Here is an 18,450-nt window from a genome sequence, read left to right on the forward strand (position 1 = left end):
TGCAATTTATAGGATGAATGTACTACAAGCAATCAAGCGAAAGCTAAAGGAAAAATACGATGCCATTGACAACCGTAAGTTTAAAGAAAACCTGCTGAATGCTTTGCCTTTTTGGGTAGGCGCATTTGCAACAGGTGTTGTTGCAGTTGGCTATGCCAAATTATTTGCATTTGCAGAGTCTGGCACTGCTTATCTTTTTCATAGGGCAAGCTGGTTGTTTTTTTTGGTTACGCCAGCATGTTTTTTATTGGCTTGGTGGGTTGTAAAGCAATATGCACCATATTCCCGTGGTAGTGGCATACCCCAAGTAAGCGCAGCACTGGAACTATCGAACCCGAAACATAGTTATAATGTAAGCGTATTGCTTAGTTTGCGGGTAGCAATAGTGAAAATTATTTCAAGCCTGATAATGGTTTTTGGCGGTGGGGTTGTTGGCAGGGAAGGCCCTACTATACAAATTTCAGCGTCTATTTTCAAGCAGATAAATGACTGGCTACCAGCCTGGTACCCCAAAATATCAAAACGCAACATGATTGTAACTGGTGCTGCTGCTGGGCTTGCATCTGCTTTTAATACACCACTAGGCGGTATTGTTTTTGCAATAGAAGAACTTACCAAAACGCATTTTAGTTTTTTTAAGTCTGCCTTGCTTACGGGGGTTATTATAGCTGGGCTTACCGCCTTAACTTTCTTGGGACCATACTTATACTTGGGCTATCCTCCATTAGATCGCATACCCCCATCTATCATTTTATTGATACTGCCAGTAGCTTTTTTTGCTGGTATTGTTGGCAGCAGCATGGGTACTATATTACTGTTTGTTTTTAAAAAGAAAGCATCCTTAAAAAAAGAATACCAAAAATATTTGTACGCTATAGTTTGTGGGTTAATTGTTGCAATGCTTGGGGTTTTAATTAGCAGCAAAACATTTGGTTCTGGCAAGGAGATAATGGTTGCTACCTTATTTACAAACGACAAGCATTTAGATTGGTATATACCCCTGCTGCGCATGATTGGGCCGATTGTATCATTCTCAAATGGTGCAGCAGGCGGCATTTTTGCACCAGCACTTAGCTTGGGCGCAAGCATAGGTGCGGTATTGGCTGGCTGGATGCATTTGTCGGTTACAGAAACCAATTTAATTATTCTGTGCGGAATGACTGGCTGCCTCACAGGCGTTACCAGAAGCCCCTTTACTTGTTCTATCCTTGTGTTGGAAATGACCAACAGCCACAATATTATTTTTTATATCATGCTTACCGCTCTATGTGCTAACTTGGTTTCCAATATGGTTGGCCGCCATTCATTTTACGATTCCCTAAAAGATCAATATATCAGGGAAATACACAAAGCAGAAGCGCAACTTTCAAAGCCAAACCTTGATTAATTCTACTCAGCTGCAAGTTTGTTTAATCTCCCACGAAGGCACGAAGACACAAAGAGGCATAAAGTTTTAAGAGAAAAAGAAAAAAAGGGAAAAGAAGAAAAATGATGTTATACAATAACATTTAACCTTCTTTTCTTTGTGCTTCTTCGTGTTTTCGTGCCTTTGTGGCGAGAGTTACACTTACTTAATTCAAAATTCGTCATTCAAAATAATCACTTCCTCCCCGTTGGTAAACCCTTATTCTTTTCCCTGATAATTTCTGCTGCTATGCTTACCGCTATTTCCCTTGTGGTACGGCTATAAATATTTAGCCCGATGGGGGTGAAAATATGACTTAGGCTTTCTTTGCTATAGCCTTCTGCTAGCAGCTCTGCTAGTAAGGTTTTTATTTTGTTTTGACTGCCCATCAAGCCAATGTAAGCGAAGGTTTTGCCCAGCAACTGCTGCAAAACTATTTTATCTGTACGGTAGCCAACAGTCATAATGGCTACATAATCATTTTGTTTATCGTTGAATATATTTCCAATGCAGGCATAGTCCACTATTCGTTTTTCTTTGGCAAAAGTATTTTGTTCAAGCGTGGTCAAATCTGCCCTGCTATCATAGATAATTACATAAAACCCAAGGAAAGCCATCATTTCAGACAATGCCAGCCCCACATGCCCACCCCCAATAATATGTATGACTGATTCTTTATTAATACATTCCCTGTACAACCAATTGCTTTCTGATTGAAGCTGCAAGGATGGGAGAAGGGTGCTATTATCTGTTCCAAGTGCTAAGCCTTGCGGGGATAATGTTATTACTTGCTGTGTGCCATTTTTTAGGGATAATAATATGGCTTCTACCGCAGGTAAATCTTTTATTGAAAGGGGTATAAAAGCATTTAGCTGGTTGCCAGAGCAAATCATCCCCGATTGGTCGCTGTGGGTTTTGTCGTGGTACTGCCACATCAACAAAACTTCTTGCTTGCCTTGCGCCAGCAACATTTTTGCTTTTTCTACCAGCTTAAATTCCATGATGCCACCGCCAATAGTGCCGTCAAACAGCCCGTCGCTGGCAACCGCCATATTAAACCCTTGCCTGCCTGGCGAGCTTCCCTCGCTAGATAGCACATACAACAATAGCACAGGCTGCTGCTGTGCAAGGTATTTGTGTATGAACTGCCAAGTGGACAAGGGAGATTGTTTTGAGTTTTATGTTTTGAGTTTTATGTTTTAAAATTGCCGTAGTAAAGGTTTGTTGTTTTCCTTAACTCAAAACTTAAAACTTGCAACTCAAAACAATAGATTAAACTGGTTTTATGTTTTAAAATTGACATAGTAAAGGTTTGTTGTTTTCCTTTACTCAAAACTTAAAACACAAAACAATAGATTACACAGGTTTCCTGTTTTCCAATATTTTTTTGAAAGAGCGGCCACGGATTTCGTCTAGCGTAAGCCCTGTCTTCAAAACTTCTTCCTCGGTAATGGCACCACTGTTCAAGGCACGAAGGAAATAATTCAACAAGCCCTGCCCTGTGGCTGCATCGTCAAACACATCGCCAATCAATGTAGCCCTTGCCGCTTTTTCCACGAAAGTTTTTAACCGGTCAACCGCTTCATCATAGCTTTCCAAGAAGAATGCAAATACCGCCGCATAACGCATCGGGAACTGGGCTGGATTCAAGTCCCAGCCTTGGTAAAAACCATTCCACAACGAGTGGCGGATATGTTCATAGCCTTTTTTCCAGGCACGGTGTACCACTTCCGTGTTTTCTTGGTGTTGTGCCGCTGTCAACTCCCCACGGTGTGGGCCAATAGGCATGGTGTTGGTTGCCCCGTCAGACAACCAGATGCCTGTATGTGCTAGCGCAACCTTAGTCATGTGGTGGGCAAAATCGCACACGGGGTGATCCATTTCTTGGTATTTAGCAGTGATGCTGCAAGAAGCCGTGTAGTCGTAAGTGCCAAAATGCGTGGCAATGCACCTGCCCCTGCTCGCCTTGATAAAGCGGAACAACGGGTTAGTGCCTTTTTCGTCCATCACGGCTTGGGTAGTTTCCACCATCATTTCCATTTTCAGCGTTCCGGCTGGTAGGTTTAGTTCTTCTTCCAGTATCTCAAATAAGTCGATTAGCGTAGTTACCTGCTCGGGGATGGTAACTTTTGGCAGCATCACCACAAAATTGTCAGGTAATTTACCACTGGTTTCTTTTACCAACGTGCTTACAAAAATATCTAAGGTACGCAAACCCCTTTCTTTCATTTCTTCTGTAAAGGGTTTTATGCGGATTCCAATAAAAGGCGGCAAGGTTTTGTTGGCCATTCCTTTTGCCACTTCTGTCGCTGCTTCCACCGCGGTAGCATCTTCTTCCTCGTTGCTACGATTGCCATAGCCATCTTCAAAATCTATCCTGAAATCTTCAATGGCTTCCTTAGCTAGCTTTGCTTTTACTTTTTTATATACCTCATAGCTCAAACGAGCTGGGTGCTTGTGCTGTTCTTCTGGGCTTAATGCTTCATAAGCTGATTGCACCGCAGCTGGTGATAAACTTGCATCTATTTTTTCCATGCCATCCAAAAGGAAAACTTTGCCAAAGGTTACAAAATCTGGGGCGTAGGTATTCAATATCTCTAGTGAACGCAAGCCCATTTTCTGTGCTGCGTCAGCTTTAAACAAATTTGCACCGCCATATAGGGTATGCACTGGCTGGCGGTCTGGCCTATCGCCGGGGTAAATGTTTTGGAAAGCAGTATTTGCTTCTTTCAGTTTCGCAAATAGCTGTTCTTTCTTGTTTGCAGGAATCGTCATATTTTATGTTTTAAAGTCATAAGTGGTAAGTCATAATTAGTACGTCGTAAGACAAGCGGACTTATGGTTACAACATTTACGGGTGTATCACTATGTTATATTTATTGGCACTATTGCCGAAATAAACTGCAAAATAAGGAGCAAGCGGCGAAGTTTCTGAAAATTATATAGAAAGTGATGGATTTGGATTGAATTTATTACTTAGCTATGTCCGACACATTTTCCCAAACATCTTTTGCAATGGCTGCAATGGTTTGGTTGCCATCTATAAAAACGATATTTTCTGTTGCTTTCAATTTTTCAAAAGCTTCCATGAATTTTGCCCGTACTTGTTCTAGGTTGTCCAGCGTTTCGTAAAGGTCTATTGTGCCGCGGGTACTGTTCAGCCGTTCCATGGATAGGGCAGGCGGCACGTCTATAAAAATATGGATAGCTGGCTTTAAAGCTGCTGCACTCATGGCATTGGCAGCAATTACCCAGTCTATGTCCACATGCACGCCGTGGTATGCATAGGAAGAAAAATAATAGCGGTCTGTAATTACCGTATAGCCTTCTTCCAGTTTTTTGATAATGCCATTTACATCATTGTACAAATGATCTAGGCGGTCTGCTACATTCAGGGCGGCAATGGTTTTATGGTCTGCGGTCATGCGGCCTTTAAAAATATTCCTGATCAAGCTGCCTATGGGGTTGTCGGTAGGTTCGAAAGTGCTATATACCTTATGGCCTTCTTGCCTCAGTTTTTCGGCTAATAATTTTACTTGTGTGCTTTTACCGCTGCCGTCTATGCCTTCAAAGGCTATAAATAATTGTTGCTTCATGTGGGTAATAATGCTGTCAAAAGTAGGGTATAGGCGGCCTAATGTAATATTTGATATAAAAAATGTGGGTTAAACGTTACTAAACTAACTGTTTCACTAACGATATAGCCGCATAACCCACATAGCAAGAAGAAGAAAAAAGGAGAAATATAGTGCTATGAGCACTTAATATCTTGCAGGGGTTATCGAAAATAAGTACAAAAACATTTTTTCTTTCTCTTGCTCGCTTAAAACTATGTGAACTATGTGGTGGAAAAAAATAGTAGCAACAACTAACTTCATTCTTGTTTGCGCGGTTATCATGGCGTCCAATCCAATATTAATGTACTTCTTATTTGATAATGTGGTTTGCCCAGGGTGCATAAAAGTTTTTCGCTTGGATGTTGTGTTTGCTAACCTTGATAGTATTCAAAACCCCATAAAGGTTCTGAATACTGAGAAAAACTTTTATGCACCCGTTGCCAAGATGACAAATCAGGGCAAACGCATCAAAATTTAATCTGCCCCTAATTGCCTATTTTATTCAAAAATACCTCTTTTCAGTCCTTTTGCCTCGTAGCCGGCGGGCTTCGTCCTGGCAACGCCACTCTATTTTATCCTTTGAAAAAAATATGCTGCTCATTTTTTTCAATTAGCCTGCGGCTGACCGGATAAAATAAGGTGGCTTATGCCAGGACTGGTGTCAAACTCGAAGATTCGAGCAAAATGAATTTTGATGCGTTTACCCTGGATAACAAATAGCAAAGTGCAGCAAATATAATTTACTGCACTTCACGATAAAAGGACAAAAATAATCACTTCTTTACATGCCTGCCGCTTCCACATTTATTGCAGATACAGCAACCTCTGTTAATTTTGCATCTGCGGCTTTTTCTTCCTTCAGTGTTGTTTCGAGCAAAGTTACTGCTTCTGCCAAACCCAATATTTCTGCAAATTGGCGTAGGGTGCCATAAGTAGCAATTTCATAATGCTCTACTTTTTGCCCTGCAGAAATGATGCCTGCATCGCACATGGCACCTGTTTCACATTCTTCCATTATTTCTTCTGCTTCTTTTATCAAGCCAGTCATGGCTTCACATCTCACGGCCTCGGCTTTTTTGCCAAATGTTGTAAATACTTGCTCTACACGGGCTACATGTGCTACCGTTTCAGCTAAATGGCTGGTCAATGCTTCTATCAATGCTTCTGATGTGGCATTTTTTATCATTTTGGGGATAGCTTTTGTCAAAGCTTTTTCTGCCCAATAAATATCTTTCAACTCATCTTCAAATAATTTCATGAGTTGCGAGGATTGCATTGGACTTTTGTTGCTTACTTTTTTCTGTTGTCCTTGTGTAGGCTCAAGGATTGCTTTTTCTTGCATTTTACTTTTTTTAATAATGACTAAGTTTTATTTTTTACCACCTCTCATTGCTACAAATACAGTAACTATCTAAATTAAAACACCAACTATGGTTTTAAAAAACCGTTGCTAATACACAACATGAACTTAGCATCACAGAAAAGAACATTGCTTTAATATCAGTTGCTTGTTTTTAATTTTCAATAATGTAGGTTGTTATAAAAAAGGCTCTATATTGTAGCAATAAAAGGTTAAAAGAACAGGGATGTTAGATTACTGGCTGTTCAGTTTTCCAATTTTTTTCAAAATACTCGGCATCTTCTTCACTATGTGGGTGCACCCCTAATACTACATTGCCATCTTTTATACCCGACTCATATATCTTAGCTCTTTCTTCTGGTATGCCAGAGCCTATTAACCCACCAATTACGCCTCCAGTAATGCCGCCTGCGCCTGCACCAGCTAACCCGGCAGCAATAGGCCCAGCAATTACCAATCCAAGACCAGGTATCAAAAGGCTGGTGCCTATAGCTGCAACCACCCCAGCAATGGCCCCAATAGTTCCCCCAATAGCAGAACCTGTGCCTGCCCCTTCGGCTGCTTTACTTCCCAGTTCTGTTTCGTCCCCAGCTTGAGAATAGTGGGTTGTACGCGTTTCATCGGACATTATCACGTTAATGTCGTCTTTTGTGTAACCTTTTTCATGCAGCATGTTATAGGCATTTTCCGTTTGTTCACGGTTTGCAAACATCCCCGTAACCATAGGGTAAGCCACATTCATTTCTTGTGCTTTAAAATTCTGATTGTCTTCCATTTTTTCCGATTTATTGTTTAATTAATGATAAAAAAAATTATAATGTTTTTCTTTCTACTTTTTAATATCCCCTTAATTTGCCTCAGTATTATTGGCATGTGATAGTTTCTGCCGGCACTATGTTTTTGTTCATCATCATGTACCTACCAACTCATAATGCCCTCGCTTGCTGCATTTGCTTCATCAATTTGTGATTTGCGTTTTGCGCTTAATTTTTGGTTAGCTGCTTGTACCGACTTCTCTGTACGGTTAGTTCCCTCGGCTTTTTCATCAAGCAAACCATTTGTGTCTTGGATATGTTGCAGTGGGTCGTCAATGAATTTCCATTCTTCCCCCAGCAAGGGGCTTTTGCCTTCGTTCCAAGCGCCTTTAAAATCCTCACCTTTAGACATATTGAAATACTTGTTGCTAAATTTGGGATCACTCTGCAATATGCCTGGGGGGAAGTTTGGCTTTATGCTATCTAAAGCCGACTGGAACATTTGCAAGTGAGCAACTTCTCTAGTCATTAAATAACGCAAAGACTCCTTTACATATATATCGTCTGTAAATTTCATTAGGTTTTCATAAACCATTTTTGCGCTTGTTTCTGCACCAATATTCAAACGCAGGTCGGCAGTCAAATCTCCCATGCCCATAATATATGTAGCGCTCCAAGGATTGCCAACACTGTCTGTAAGGGTAGGTGTTCCGCCACTCACAATAAAAAACTGTGGGTTTATCATTGCTTCATGTATGTAATTCTCTTTGGTAGCTTTCCCGTCTAGCATTTTAGTTAAGTCAGATTCGTCGGCAGCATTTTTCAATTCACCATTTACGCCTGTCAACAACATTTGAATAGTTGCGCCAACAATTTCAAGATGGCTAAATTCCTCTGTTGCAATATCCATCAGCATATCGTATTTGTCTGGTGCTGCTTTCCTGCAGCCAAATGCCTGTACAAAATATTGCATTGCGGCTTTTAGTTCTCCATTAGGCCCGCCAAACTGCTCAAGCAATAGTTTAGCGAAATGCACATCAGGTTTAGAAACCCTTGCATTAAATTGTAATTCTTTTACATGATGGAACATAATATTTGTTTTAATGAACGAAATGCAAACTGAAATGGGATTTTGCAATTATTGTTACAGGATTAGTGTAAACATTGCATTGCCACATTGTTCTGTTATTAGGTGCCCTAATAATGTGCCATGAACTTTTATAAGGGTAAAACAGTAGTTAATGATTATAAAAGATAAATTGCGAGAAATTATATATACAGAAAAAATAGCAAGCAGTTTTGCAAGGTTAGATTTGTGGAAATATCTAAGCATAGTGTTTGTTTTGTTGTAAATTAATAAGTTGCACGGGAAAGTATTGACCAAGAAGCTCTATCTACAGCCTGGTCTTCATTAAAGGCTTTCTTTGCAAGTCTGTTTTCCCACACAAAAAACGTATTTTAACCTATTCCATAACACCCAAAATGCTAATGAAGTATTATATTTGGTAATATGGATAAAAAAGGGATAAGAATTATACTGGCTGTTTTTTTGCCTTTTTTATTTTTAATGGCAGCTTTTGCCCAAAAAAAAGTAATTGTAGGCTATATAAAAGACAAGCAAAGCGATGAGCCATTGCCTTTTGCCTCCGCTAAGTTTAAGCTAAGCGGCAAAGGGGTACTGACTGATTCAGCAGGTAAATTTGTCTTGGAAGTGGAAAACCTGCATAAAAATGACTCTTTGCAAATTAGCAGCGTTGGCTATAAGCCTTTGACTATCTGGGCTGGTGTTTTTGCAGACAGTGCCCAGCTTACCTGTAAGCTGGAAGTGATGCCGCCTGCAAACGAAGTAATAATAAAAACAAAATACAACCGATCACTGGCGTTTTGGAAGCGCATCATGAAGCACAAGCCCGAAAATGACAAAACCCGTTGGGACAATTACAGCTATGAAATTTACAACAAGCTAGAAGTAGATTTAGAAAATATTGACACAAAAAAATTAGGCAAAAACGTATTGCTAAAGCCATTGAACTTTGTATTCGACTATATAGACTCTACATCAGAAACTAAGCCTTTCCTGCCAGCCTATATTACAGAGACACTTTCAGATTATTATTACCAAAAAAATCCACACAAAGCCCGTGAAATTATAAAAGCTGCACGCACCAACGGCATTGACAATGAGAGTATCATCAAGCAATTAGGGGGCATGTACCAAAACATCAATGTGTTCAACAACACGATACCCGTTTTTAACCTGAATTTTATTAGCCCATTCAATACAAATGCGCCTAGCTTTTACAATTTCAAACTCTTAGATACCCAATACCTTGCTAACAGGCGGCTGGTGCATTTGCGTATTACGCCGAAAAACAAAGGCGATAATGTGTTTGAGGGCGATTGCTGGGTACACGATACTACCTACGCACTACAAAAAATAACGTTGCGCCCTGCGGCTGATGCCAATATCAATTTCCTAAGCGGCTTGTCTATTATACAGGAGTTTAGGATGATAAACGACTCTGTTTGGTTTATTTACAAAGACAAATTTGTAGCTGATATTGCCCCTATAGGCAAAAAAAGGCTTGCCCTGAAAGGGCGAAAAACAACTACCTATAAAAATGTAACCGTTAATTCGGATACTGTGGAAAAGCTGGTAAACATATCAAAAATACCAGACAAGATAGAGCTGGCAAAAGGCTATGCAAACGGATCGGATAGTTTTTGGCAGAGCAATCGCCACGAGGAATTGAGCAAGAGTGAAAAATCGGTGTACAAGCTACTGGACACACTGGAGCGGAACAAAAAATACATTGAGTACCGAAATGCCGTACAGTTTATAACGGGGGGCGTAAAAGATTTAGGCAATATACGTATTGGGCCATGGTTTTACTGGACTAGCTGGAACCCTTGGGAAGGGATAAGGCTGCGTTTTGATGTAGCCACGAATACAGGCTTCAACAAGCATTTATATTTACACACTTATGGAGCTTATGGTTTCACGGATGGCCAGTTTAAAGGGAAATTAGATGCTAAGTATGTGCTAGGTAGGGACCCATGGGGGTATATAGCCGCAACGTATAAAAATGACTTGGACAATGGCCAGTTATATTATGACCAGCTTGGCACAGACAATGTATTTGCAACCATATTTAGAAAGGATGTACCGTATAAGTTTCAACGTTCGGAAGAGAAGAAAATAGAATATTACCAAGAAACCAATAAGAATTTCGGTTTGGGGGTTTCGCTGTCGAGCAAGCAATTCGAGGCGTTGCAAAACCTGCCTTTGCAAAGTTATTTCCCATCATCTAATGGGCATCCTTTCAGTTCGTTTGAGGGTACTTTAAAATTCCGTTATGCTTATGCTGAAAGGGCATTGGAAAATAATTTTACCCGTATTTCCCTTGGCAGCGACAAACCCATAGTGCAGCTACAATACACACACGCTTTTAAAAACATATTAAACAGCTCGTACAACTACGACAAGCTTGATTTTTCCGTTATTGATTACCTTAGCCTTGCTCCTTATGGCAATTTGTATTATAATGTTTTTGGTGGTAAAATTTATGGGGCTGCACCGTATAATTTTCTCCAAGTGCTGCCTGGGAATGAATTAATGTATTACAACCAATATGCTTTTAACCTGATGAACCGCTTTGAATTTATTAGCGATGCTTACGCTGGGTTCAATATAGAACATTCAATAGGCAGTGGGCTTTTTAAGTACATTCCACTAACAAGAAAGCTAAAATGGCGGCAATTCTGGAATGTAAAAGGCGTAGTAGGCAGCCTGAGTGCCGATAACGAAAAACTAAACTTTGTAGGCAATTACCCTTATAAAAGCCTAGATAGTAAAATGTATATGGAAGTGGGTACGGGGGTGGATAATATTTTTAAAATATTTCGGGTCGATTTGGTGTGGCGTGTATTGTCGCCCAATGCAAGCACCCAGGCAGTCAACCATTTTGGGGTGTTTGGCAGCGTGCGTTTTTCTTTTTAATGGTTATTTGCCAGAAAGGCACGAAGACTCAAAGTGGCACAAATTTTTAAAAGAAGAAGAAAAGAAAAGAAAAGAAAGAAGAAAGATTATGTTATCAATAACTTTTGACCTTCTTTTTTTTCTTCGTGCTGCTTTGTGCCTTCGAGGCTTTGTGGCTAAAAAAGCATTTTATCAAGATTTAATTTTTCCCCGGTCATCAATCTTAATTTCTCCCGTGTCTTGCAATAACTGCAATACTTCCCATATTTTGTTTTTGGCAATGGTGGGCATACTTTCCAAAAGCCCTTTTACTGTAGGTATTCCTGTTTGAATGTAAGTATGTATTTGTTCATGTATTGAAACAACATCATCCCTTGTAATGGGCTTTTGTTTTAGGTGCAGGCAATTATCGCAAATACCACATGCTTTTGCATCGCTATCTCCAAAATAAGCTGCTATAAACTGCCCCCGACATTCCTTTTTTAGGTGTATAAAAGCCAGTATTTTATCTATCCTTTCCTGAAATAGTTTTTTTCTTTCAGCGTAGGCTTGCTGGTTAATGTATAAGTGCTTGGCAGGTGCCCTGTTGAGTATAAAATGCAATTGCGGGGTTTGCTTTTGCGGCAAATAGTAAATAATGCCAAAAGCCTGCAATTGAAGCAGCAGTTCTTTTACAATCGGTTCTGTACTGCGGAGTATGCGGGCTATTTTTTTTTCAGATATAGAAACGGCATTGTCATAAATGCCTGAATAATTACGCAAAAGGCATTTAACCAAAGGTTCTAACCGTGGCTGGCTTTCTTCAAAATCTTCCAATAGGCTTTTGGGAGCGGTAAACTGCACTTTTGCAGGCAAAAAAACACTTTCATTAAAAGCTATGTGTCCTTCTTGTTCCAGTACTTTCAAGGTGGCTGTAACCAGTTGGGCATTCAACTGGAAGTTTTTGATAAAAGCAACAATATCAAAATCGTAATAATTGCCTTCGCCAATGCCCACTGGAAGGCCTAAAAAGTCGGCCAGTGCCTGGTACACTTTGCTTATCTCGTCCATAGACGGGAAACGAGTAGCTGGCAGTGCCGCTAATGCTTCTAAATCTTTGAAGTTATATAATATCACCGCATACGACTTGTTGCCATCACGCCCTGCCCTGCCCGCTTCTTGGTAATAACTTTCTAGGCATTCGGGTGTGTCGAAATGGATAACTGTTCTTACCTCGGGCTTGTCTATGCCCATTCCAAAGGCATTGGTGCATACAATCACCCTTGTTTTGTTTTCTATCCAGCTTTGTTGTTTAGCAGCCCTATCATCCTGCAACAAGCCTGCATGGTAAAAGTCTGCCGATATATTTTGCAGGGCCAAAAGATGTGCTACCTGTTGGGTTTGGCTCCTGTTGCGGCAGTAAACAATACTGCTGCCCGGAACGTTGGTAAGTATCTCAATGGCTTTGTTTATTTTGCTGTCAACCAAAAAAGCAGAATAGGAAAGGTTGGCCCTTTCAAAACTTTGGCGGAACACAGCCGCATCTTTTAATTGAAGTTTAGCAATAATATCGTCCTGTACCAAAGGTGTTGCAGAAGCCGTCAATGCTATTAAAGGCACATGCCCCAATTGCTTCCTGATATTGGCAATACGAAGGTATGGTGGCCTGAAATCGTACCCCCATTGGCTTACGCAATGGGCTTCGTCAACAGCAATAAGGCTGCAATCAAGCGTGGGCAAGTATTCTTGGAACAAATTCGTTTCTAGCCTTTCAGGCGACAAATACAGGAATTTGTACATGCCAGCGGCCGCATCTTCCAATATGCCTATTACTTCTGCAGTAGTGAGGCTGCTAGTGAGCGATGCGGCAGGTATATCCCGTTTCAGCAGGTTTTCCACTTGGTCTTTCATCAACGCAATCAATGGCGAGATTACGATGCACAACCCCTCTATCATCATGCCCGGCACTTGGAAACAGATAGATTTGCCACCGCCTGTCGGCAGCAGGGCAAGCGTATCTTTGCCTTCCAGCACTGCATTAATGATAGCTTCCTGGTTGCCCCTAAAGCTATTGTGCTGCCAATATTGTTGTAGTATTTTTTGAGGAGTCAATTAGGAATTAGGAATTAATAATTAGGAATTATTTGGCAATGATTTTTAATAAACATCATCATGCTTACCAATATTGATGAGTACAACACTATCAGTTTTAATTTCCATAATAATCCTCAAATCATATTCAATAGAAATAGCATGATAAGATCTAAGCTCACTTTTTAGTTTATGTAATTTTAAAGAAGGATGATTAATATCAGTATTTAATACTAGCAACTTATTGAAAACCTCAAAAACAATATCCGGGTTTTTAGAAATTAGTTTTTTAAATGATTTTCTATATGGTGAAGAAAACTCAATCTTCATTATTTATCATTTTTTTGAAAACATCAAGAAGTTCTTCTTTATTTGATGCCACCAAGGTCTTTCCTTCTAAAGATTCTAGCCGTGCTAGCCGTGCCTCTTTTACAAGCTCGTTTATTTTCCTTTTTGTTTTTTCCATTTTTATTATGGATTCTATTTTTTCCAAATCCTCATTGCCTAGGCTGTTTATTTCATTTTTAAATGCTGATAAAGTTATCATAACAATAATATGTTTAGGCTAAATTAAAATAATTTTATTCAAAACTGAACTTATTTATAATCATCTCACCCTCTTCCAGTTCAGCCTCAAGCTATTGGCTGCCAGCACCACATCGCTAAGCCCCATTAGCAATGCACCAGCCATAGGGGTAAACAACCCCATTGCTGCTACTGGTATTGCAATGATATTGTAAAAGAAAGCCCAAAACAAGTTGCCTTTTACGGTATTGTAGGTATGCCTGCCCAACTGCATTGCCGCTGGTAGCTTTTGCAACCCACTGTTCATCAACACAACCGATGCGCTTTGTATGGCCAATTGCGATGCTGCACTTAGGCTGATGCTGATAGTGGCTTTTGCCAAAGCTGGTGCATCGTTTATGCCGTCACCCACCATTACGGTAGGCGTGGTTTTGCATAAGCGTTCTATTACATCCAGTTTTTGTTGCGGGCTTTGTCCTGCTATTATCTCGTCTATGCCCAAGGCGTAACCTACCTGCTGGCATTTGGCTAGGTTATCGCCACTAAGCAATATTGTTTTCATGCCCTGTTGCTTGCAGAAGTCTATTATTGCTTTTGACTCGGGCCTTATTTCATCTGCTATATCTATCCAGCCAATAATGTCATTGTTCTTTTTTACATATAGTTGATGGCTTTTGTCGGTAATGCTATCATCTATTTTAGCCGAGCCTATCATGTATTCATTGCCTTCCTTGTCTGTGGCTTGCATCCCTAGCCCTTTTATCTCCGTAATTTTTTTCCATTTTATCACATCTGTTGTTTTCCATGCTTTGACAATGCTTTTGGCAACGGGGTGGTTGGAGAATTTTTCAAGGGAATAGACAATGCGTTGAAAGTCGGGAGTTGTAAGTGGTAAGTTGTAAGTCGTAACTTGTTGAATTGCCTCATTAGTAATTTGGAATCCCATTATCTGAAACTCCCCGGTTGTCAGCGTACCTGTTTTGTCGAACACAATTTGTTTTATCTGAGCAAACATTTCCATGCTATCGGGTTGCGTATAAAGGATGCCGTGTTTGGCAGCCCTGCCCAACCCGACGGCAATAGCAGCGGGGGTAGCCAGCCCCATGGCGCATGGGCAACTGATTACTAGCACGGCAATGCTACGCATCAGGCTTTCTTCAAATGTTTGGTGGAATAGGTAATAGTTTAGTACAATCGTAAGCAACGCAATGCTAACCACCACAGGCACAAACACGGCACTTATTTTATCAGCCAGCAACTGTACTGGTGGTTTTTGCCCCTGTGCTTGTTTCATCAGGGCCACAATGCTGCTCATCACGGTGTCTTTGCCTGTGGCGGTTATGTAACATTTTACCGTGCCGTTTGCCAAAACACTGCCGCCAATCAACGTGTCGCCTTGTTTTTTATGCACGGGCAGGCTTTCGCCACTAATGATGGCCTCGTTTGCGTCGGCCTCGCCGCTCAGTATCTTACAGTCCATGGGTACTTGCTCGCCGGTTTTTATCAGCACCAAGTCGCCCACCTTTAAAAAAGTATTTTCTATGGGGAAGATATTCTCGTTGTGGGCATCATCATAGGCAATCATATTGGCCATTACTTTTTCTACTTTGGCCAGTTCATTAATAGCCTTTTGTGTCCTCTGTACAGAATAATGCTCCAGCCAATTACCCAAAAACACAATGGTTAAAATAGAAGTGGCTGTTTCGTAAAAAATTTTGTTTTCATCCCCTGTAATAGTGCCTATCAGGCTATAAACAAATGCTGCCGATGCACCCAAAGCCACCAGCACGTTCATATTGGGTATGCCTTTGGCTAGGCTTTTAATGGCACTACGCCCAAAAAAGTCCATGCCAACTACCATCACAGGCAGGCTAATGGCTAGTTGCAACCAAGGGCTGTGCAGGAAATGGATGCCCAGTGCCATGCCCCAATGCCCCGCCATTAATACCAGCGTAAAAGGCAGGCAAAACCAAAACTTATCTAAATAACTGCCAAGGAATTTTTTCTTTTTGGCAATTATTGGTTGTGAATCGTCAACCACATGGTAGCCAAGGTCGTTAATGTTTTTTTGGGCAATGCCAAGTATGTCAGGGTTGTTTGGGTTGGCGAAAGATACTTCCCCGGAAATGGCGTTTACCTGCACTTTTTGCATCCCCTGCCTTTGCAGCACTTTATTCACGCTCAGGGCGCAGTTGCTGCAAGTCATGCCTTCTACTTTCCAATTAATTGTTTCCATACTGTTATTGCAAGTTATGGATTAACGGAATAAGACAATATAGCCAATATTAATGAAAAGAGAAAGTGGGCATTATTTTATGCTTTTCATAAATCCCCCCATATCTTTTTAATATGTTCGTTCGATAAAGCATTTGCTTCTTAAATATAATACTACATTAATTAGACAAAAAATAAGGTATCTGAAATTCATCTTTGTAAAACCTTTATTTTCATCTCTCAAATTGTTTATTGTATGCGTTTATCATCCCTTGTTTTTTATCTATTCGCCTCCATTACAGTATTGCAAGCCCAACCATCCAAAGGAATACATTGGTCAAAAGAGGGCAATGCTTATTTTGAAATAGAGAATGGGGGCATTGTGCAAATTGGCCTGCCTGAATTTTCTAAAAAAAGCATTTTGGCTAAAGAAAACCTGTTGGATAAAGCAACAGGCAAAACCATATATATCAAAAACTTTTTCTTTAGCGAGGATGGCAGCAACATATTGATATACACCAACAGCAAAAAAGTTTGGCGATACGAAACAAGGGGGGATTATTGGGTGTATAATGTTGCAACAAATAGCCTGGTTCAAATAGGCAAAAGCCTCCCCACGGCTTCGCTGATGTTTGCCAAGTTTTCGCCCGATGGCAGCAAAGTAGCGTATGTAAGCAAGCATAATATTTATGCGGAAGATTTGGCAACCAATACCATCCAGCAACTCACGTTTGATGGCACTGATAAAATAATCAACGGAACTTTCGACTGGGCTTATGAGGAAGAATTTGGCTGCCGTGACGGGTTTAGATGGAGTGCCGACAGCAAGCAAATTGCCTATTGGCAGATAGATGCCACGCATATCCGCAATTTCTTGTTGATTGACAATACCGACAGCATTTATTCATTTACCAAGCCCGTAGAATACCCCAAGGTAGGCGAGAATCCTTCGTCTTGCAAAGTAGGCGTTGTTGCTGTTGCCACTGCTAAAACCACATGGATGAACGTACCTGGAGATGCAGTGCAGCACTACATACCCCGGATGGAATGGGCACCCAGTGGACAATTGATTATCCAGCAGCTAAACCGCAAGCAAAACGAAAGCAATATCAGGCTGCTAAACCCAACTACTGGAGCAGCAAGCACTATCTACACAGAAACAGACAAAGCATGGATAGACATTAAAAGCACTTGGGACGATGACAACCCCAAGGGCTGGGATTTTATCAACAAGGGCAAAGCATTTGTATGGGTTAGCGAGAAAGATGGTTGGCGGCATCTATATGCCATTTCCATGGTTGGCAAAAAGGAAACCTTGCTTACCAATGGCAATTACGACATCACCAGCGTGCAAGCCGTGGATGAGCAACACGGCTTTGTGTATTTTATGGCTTCGCCAAACAATGCAACGCAGCGGTATTTGTACAAAGTGCCTTTGAATGGCAAGGGAACGATGGATCTGGTTTCCCCAACAGGGCAAAAAGGGGTACATGGGTACGAAGTATCGCCCAATGGTTTGTTTGCCGAGCATACATTTTCTAGCCACAACATTGCGCCTATCAGCGAGTGGGTAAGCCTGCCAACGCATAAAACAATTAAGGAAAGCAGCAAAAAAGCCGTGGAAGACAAAGATGCCAATGTGGAAATGATACAGGTAACCACGGAAGACAACATCACCTTGGATGGCTGGATGATAAAGCCTACCCCTTTTGACAGCACAAAAAAATACCCGGTGGTGTTTTATGTATATACCGAGCCCGGCGAAGCTACCGTGGCTGACAAATATGGAAATGTGGGCAACTTTCTATACTATGGCGATATGGCAGCCGATGGCTATATACAAATAAGCCTAGATGGGCGTGGCACGCCAACCCCTAAAGGTGCAGCCTGGCGCAAAAGCATTTACCGGAAAGTGGGCATATTAAACATCCACGATCAAGCTATGGCTGCCCGCAAAATAATGCAGTGGGGCTTTGTCGACACCAGCCGCATAGCAGTATGGGGTTGGAGCGGCGGCGGCTCTACCACACTAAACCTATTGTTCCAGTACCCCGACATATACAAAACAGGCATAGCTATAGCCCCCGTAGCGTACAGGCTTAGCTACGATAATATTTATGAGGAACGCTACATGGGCCTGCCACAGGAAAACAGGGACGATTATATAAAAGCCTCTGCAATTACCTATACTAAAGGGCTGAAAGGAAACCTGCTGCTAATACACGGCACTGGCGACGACAATGTGCATTACCAAAATACAGAACTGTTGATTAACGAACTGGTAAAATACAACAAGCAATTCCAGCTAATGAGCTACCCCAACCGCACCCACGGCCTTAGCGAAGGTGCTGGCACGGGGCTGCATTTGGTAACTTTATATACTAAATATTTAAAAGAACATTGCCCGGGAGGTGGGAGGTAGGGGCTAATGTTTGGCAATAGCTGCCTTTAATTGTTTTTAAATTACTTATTGCTACTCAAGTGTGATTTTGGTTAATCTGGTACAAACCCACGAAAACAAAAAG

14 protein-coding genes are annotated in these 18,450 nt (G+C 41.0%); 4 read left to right on the forward strand and 10 right to left on the reverse strand.

The annotated features are described in order from the left end of the window. Window positions 1-13 precede the first annotated feature (13 nt). Window positions 14-1,387, forward strand: a complete 1,374-nt coding sequence (locus ACHFIY_RS04145; protein ID WP_410844802.1) for a chloride channel protein — start codon at window positions 14-16, stop codon at window positions 1,385-1,387. A gap of 212 nt (window positions 1,388-1,599) precedes the next feature. On the opposite strand, the gene ACHFIY_RS04150 is transcribed toward ACHFIY_RS04145, so the two are convergent. The 3 genes from ACHFIY_RS04150 to tmk all read right to left on the reverse strand — a co-directional run bounded on the left by ACHFIY_RS04150 (window position 1,600) and on the right by tmk (window position 5,001). Then, window positions 1,600-2,565, reverse strand: coding sequence for an XdhC family protein (locus tag ACHFIY_RS04150; protein WP_410844803.1), 966 nt, complete (start codon window positions 2,563-2,565; stop codon window positions 1,600-1,602). Between the two features lie 196 nt (window positions 2,566-2,761). Then, on the reverse strand, window positions 2,762-4,180 hold the full coding sequence (locus tag ACHFIY_RS04155; RefSeq protein WP_410844804.1) for a DUF6986 family protein: 1,419 nt from the start codon (window positions 4,178-4,180) through the stop codon (window positions 2,762-2,764). A 197-nt stretch (window positions 4,181-4,377) separates the two neighbouring features. After that, on the reverse strand, window positions 4,378-5,001 hold the full coding sequence (tmk, locus tag ACHFIY_RS04160; protein ID WP_410844805.1) for a dTMP kinase: 624 nt from the start codon (window positions 4,999-5,001) through the stop codon (window positions 4,378-4,380). Window positions 5,002-5,245: 244 nt separating this feature from the next. On the opposite strand from tmk, the gene ACHFIY_RS04165 reads away from it, so the two are divergent. After that, the gene (locus ACHFIY_RS04165) at window positions 5,246-5,500 is read left to right on the forward strand and encodes a hypothetical protein (RefSeq protein ID WP_410844806.1); all 255 of its coding nucleotides are present in this window, start codon (window positions 5,246-5,248) and stop codon (window positions 5,498-5,500) included. A 303-nt stretch (window positions 5,501-5,803) separates the two neighbouring features. Here the strand turns inward: ACHFIY_RS04165 and ACHFIY_RS04170 are convergent, their stop codons facing one another. The 3 genes from ACHFIY_RS04170 to ACHFIY_RS04180 all read right to left on the reverse strand — a co-directional run bounded on the left by ACHFIY_RS04170 (window position 5,804) and on the right by ACHFIY_RS04180 (window position 8,227). Then, entirely contained in the window at window positions 5,804-6,364 is a 561-nt protein-coding gene (locus ACHFIY_RS04170) for a YciE/YciF ferroxidase family protein (RefSeq protein ID WP_410844807.1), read from the reverse strand. Window positions 6,365-6,611: 247 nt separating this feature from the next. Continuing rightward, on the reverse strand, window positions 6,612-7,157 hold the full coding sequence (locus tag ACHFIY_RS04175; protein ID WP_410844808.1) for a hypothetical protein: 546 nt from the start codon (window positions 7,155-7,157) through the stop codon (window positions 6,612-6,614). A gap of 143 nt (window positions 7,158-7,300) precedes the next feature. After that, complete coding sequence (locus ACHFIY_RS04180) at window positions 7,301-8,227, reverse strand: manganese catalase family protein (RefSeq protein WP_410844809.1); 927 nt, start codon at window positions 8,225-8,227, stop codon at window positions 7,301-7,303. Between the two features lie 420 nt (window positions 8,228-8,647). Between ACHFIY_RS04180 and ACHFIY_RS04185 the strand changes: the two genes are divergently transcribed. Then, entirely contained in the window at window positions 8,648-11,137 is a 2,490-nt protein-coding gene (locus tag ACHFIY_RS04185) for a DUF5686 family protein (RefSeq protein WP_410844810.1), read from the forward strand. A 171-nt stretch (window positions 11,138-11,308) separates the two neighbouring features. Here ACHFIY_RS04185 and ACHFIY_RS04190 read toward each other — a convergent pair whose 3' ends face one another. From ACHFIY_RS04190 to ACHFIY_RS04205, 4 genes are read right to left on the reverse strand one after another with little or no spacing between them, the layout of a single operon-like run. Next, a complete protein-coding gene (locus tag ACHFIY_RS04190; protein ID WP_410844811.1) occupies window positions 11,309-13,207 on the reverse strand; it encodes a RecQ family ATP-dependent DNA helicase in 1,899 nt (632 codons plus the stop codon). 45 nt (window positions 13,208-13,252) lie between these two features. Continuing rightward, on the reverse strand, window positions 13,253-13,516 hold the full coding sequence (locus ACHFIY_RS04195) for a type II toxin-antitoxin system RelE/ParE family toxin (RefSeq protein ID WP_410844812.1): 264 nt from the start codon (window positions 13,514-13,516) through the stop codon (window positions 13,253-13,255). After that, window positions 13,506-13,733 carry a hypothetical protein gene (locus tag ACHFIY_RS04200; RefSeq protein ID WP_410844813.1) on the reverse strand — a complete coding sequence of 76 codons (228 nt, stop codon included), beginning with the start codon at window positions 13,731-13,733 and terminating at the stop codon, window positions 13,506-13,508. Before ACHFIY_RS04200 ends, ACHFIY_RS04195 begins: the two co-directional genes overlap by 11 nt. A 60-nt stretch (window positions 13,734-13,793) precedes the next feature. Next, window positions 13,794-15,947 carry a heavy metal translocating P-type ATPase gene (locus tag ACHFIY_RS04205; RefSeq protein ID WP_410844814.1) on the reverse strand — a complete coding sequence of 718 codons (2,154 nt, stop codon included), beginning with the start codon at window positions 15,945-15,947 and terminating at the stop codon, window positions 13,794-13,796. A 234-nt stretch (window positions 15,948-16,181) separates the two neighbouring features. Between ACHFIY_RS04205 and ACHFIY_RS04210 the strand changes: the two genes are divergently transcribed. Further along, entirely contained in the window at window positions 16,182-18,347 is a 2,166-nt protein-coding gene (locus ACHFIY_RS04210) for a S9 family peptidase (RefSeq protein WP_410844815.1), read from the forward strand. Window positions 18,348-18,450: the final 103 nt, after the last annotated feature.

The sequence above is a fragment of the Parasediminibacterium schistidii genome (assembly GCF_046546515.1).
In the GTDB taxonomy this organism is placed as follows: Bacteria; Bacteroidota; Bacteroidia; order Chitinophagales; family Chitinophagaceae; genus Parasediminibacterium.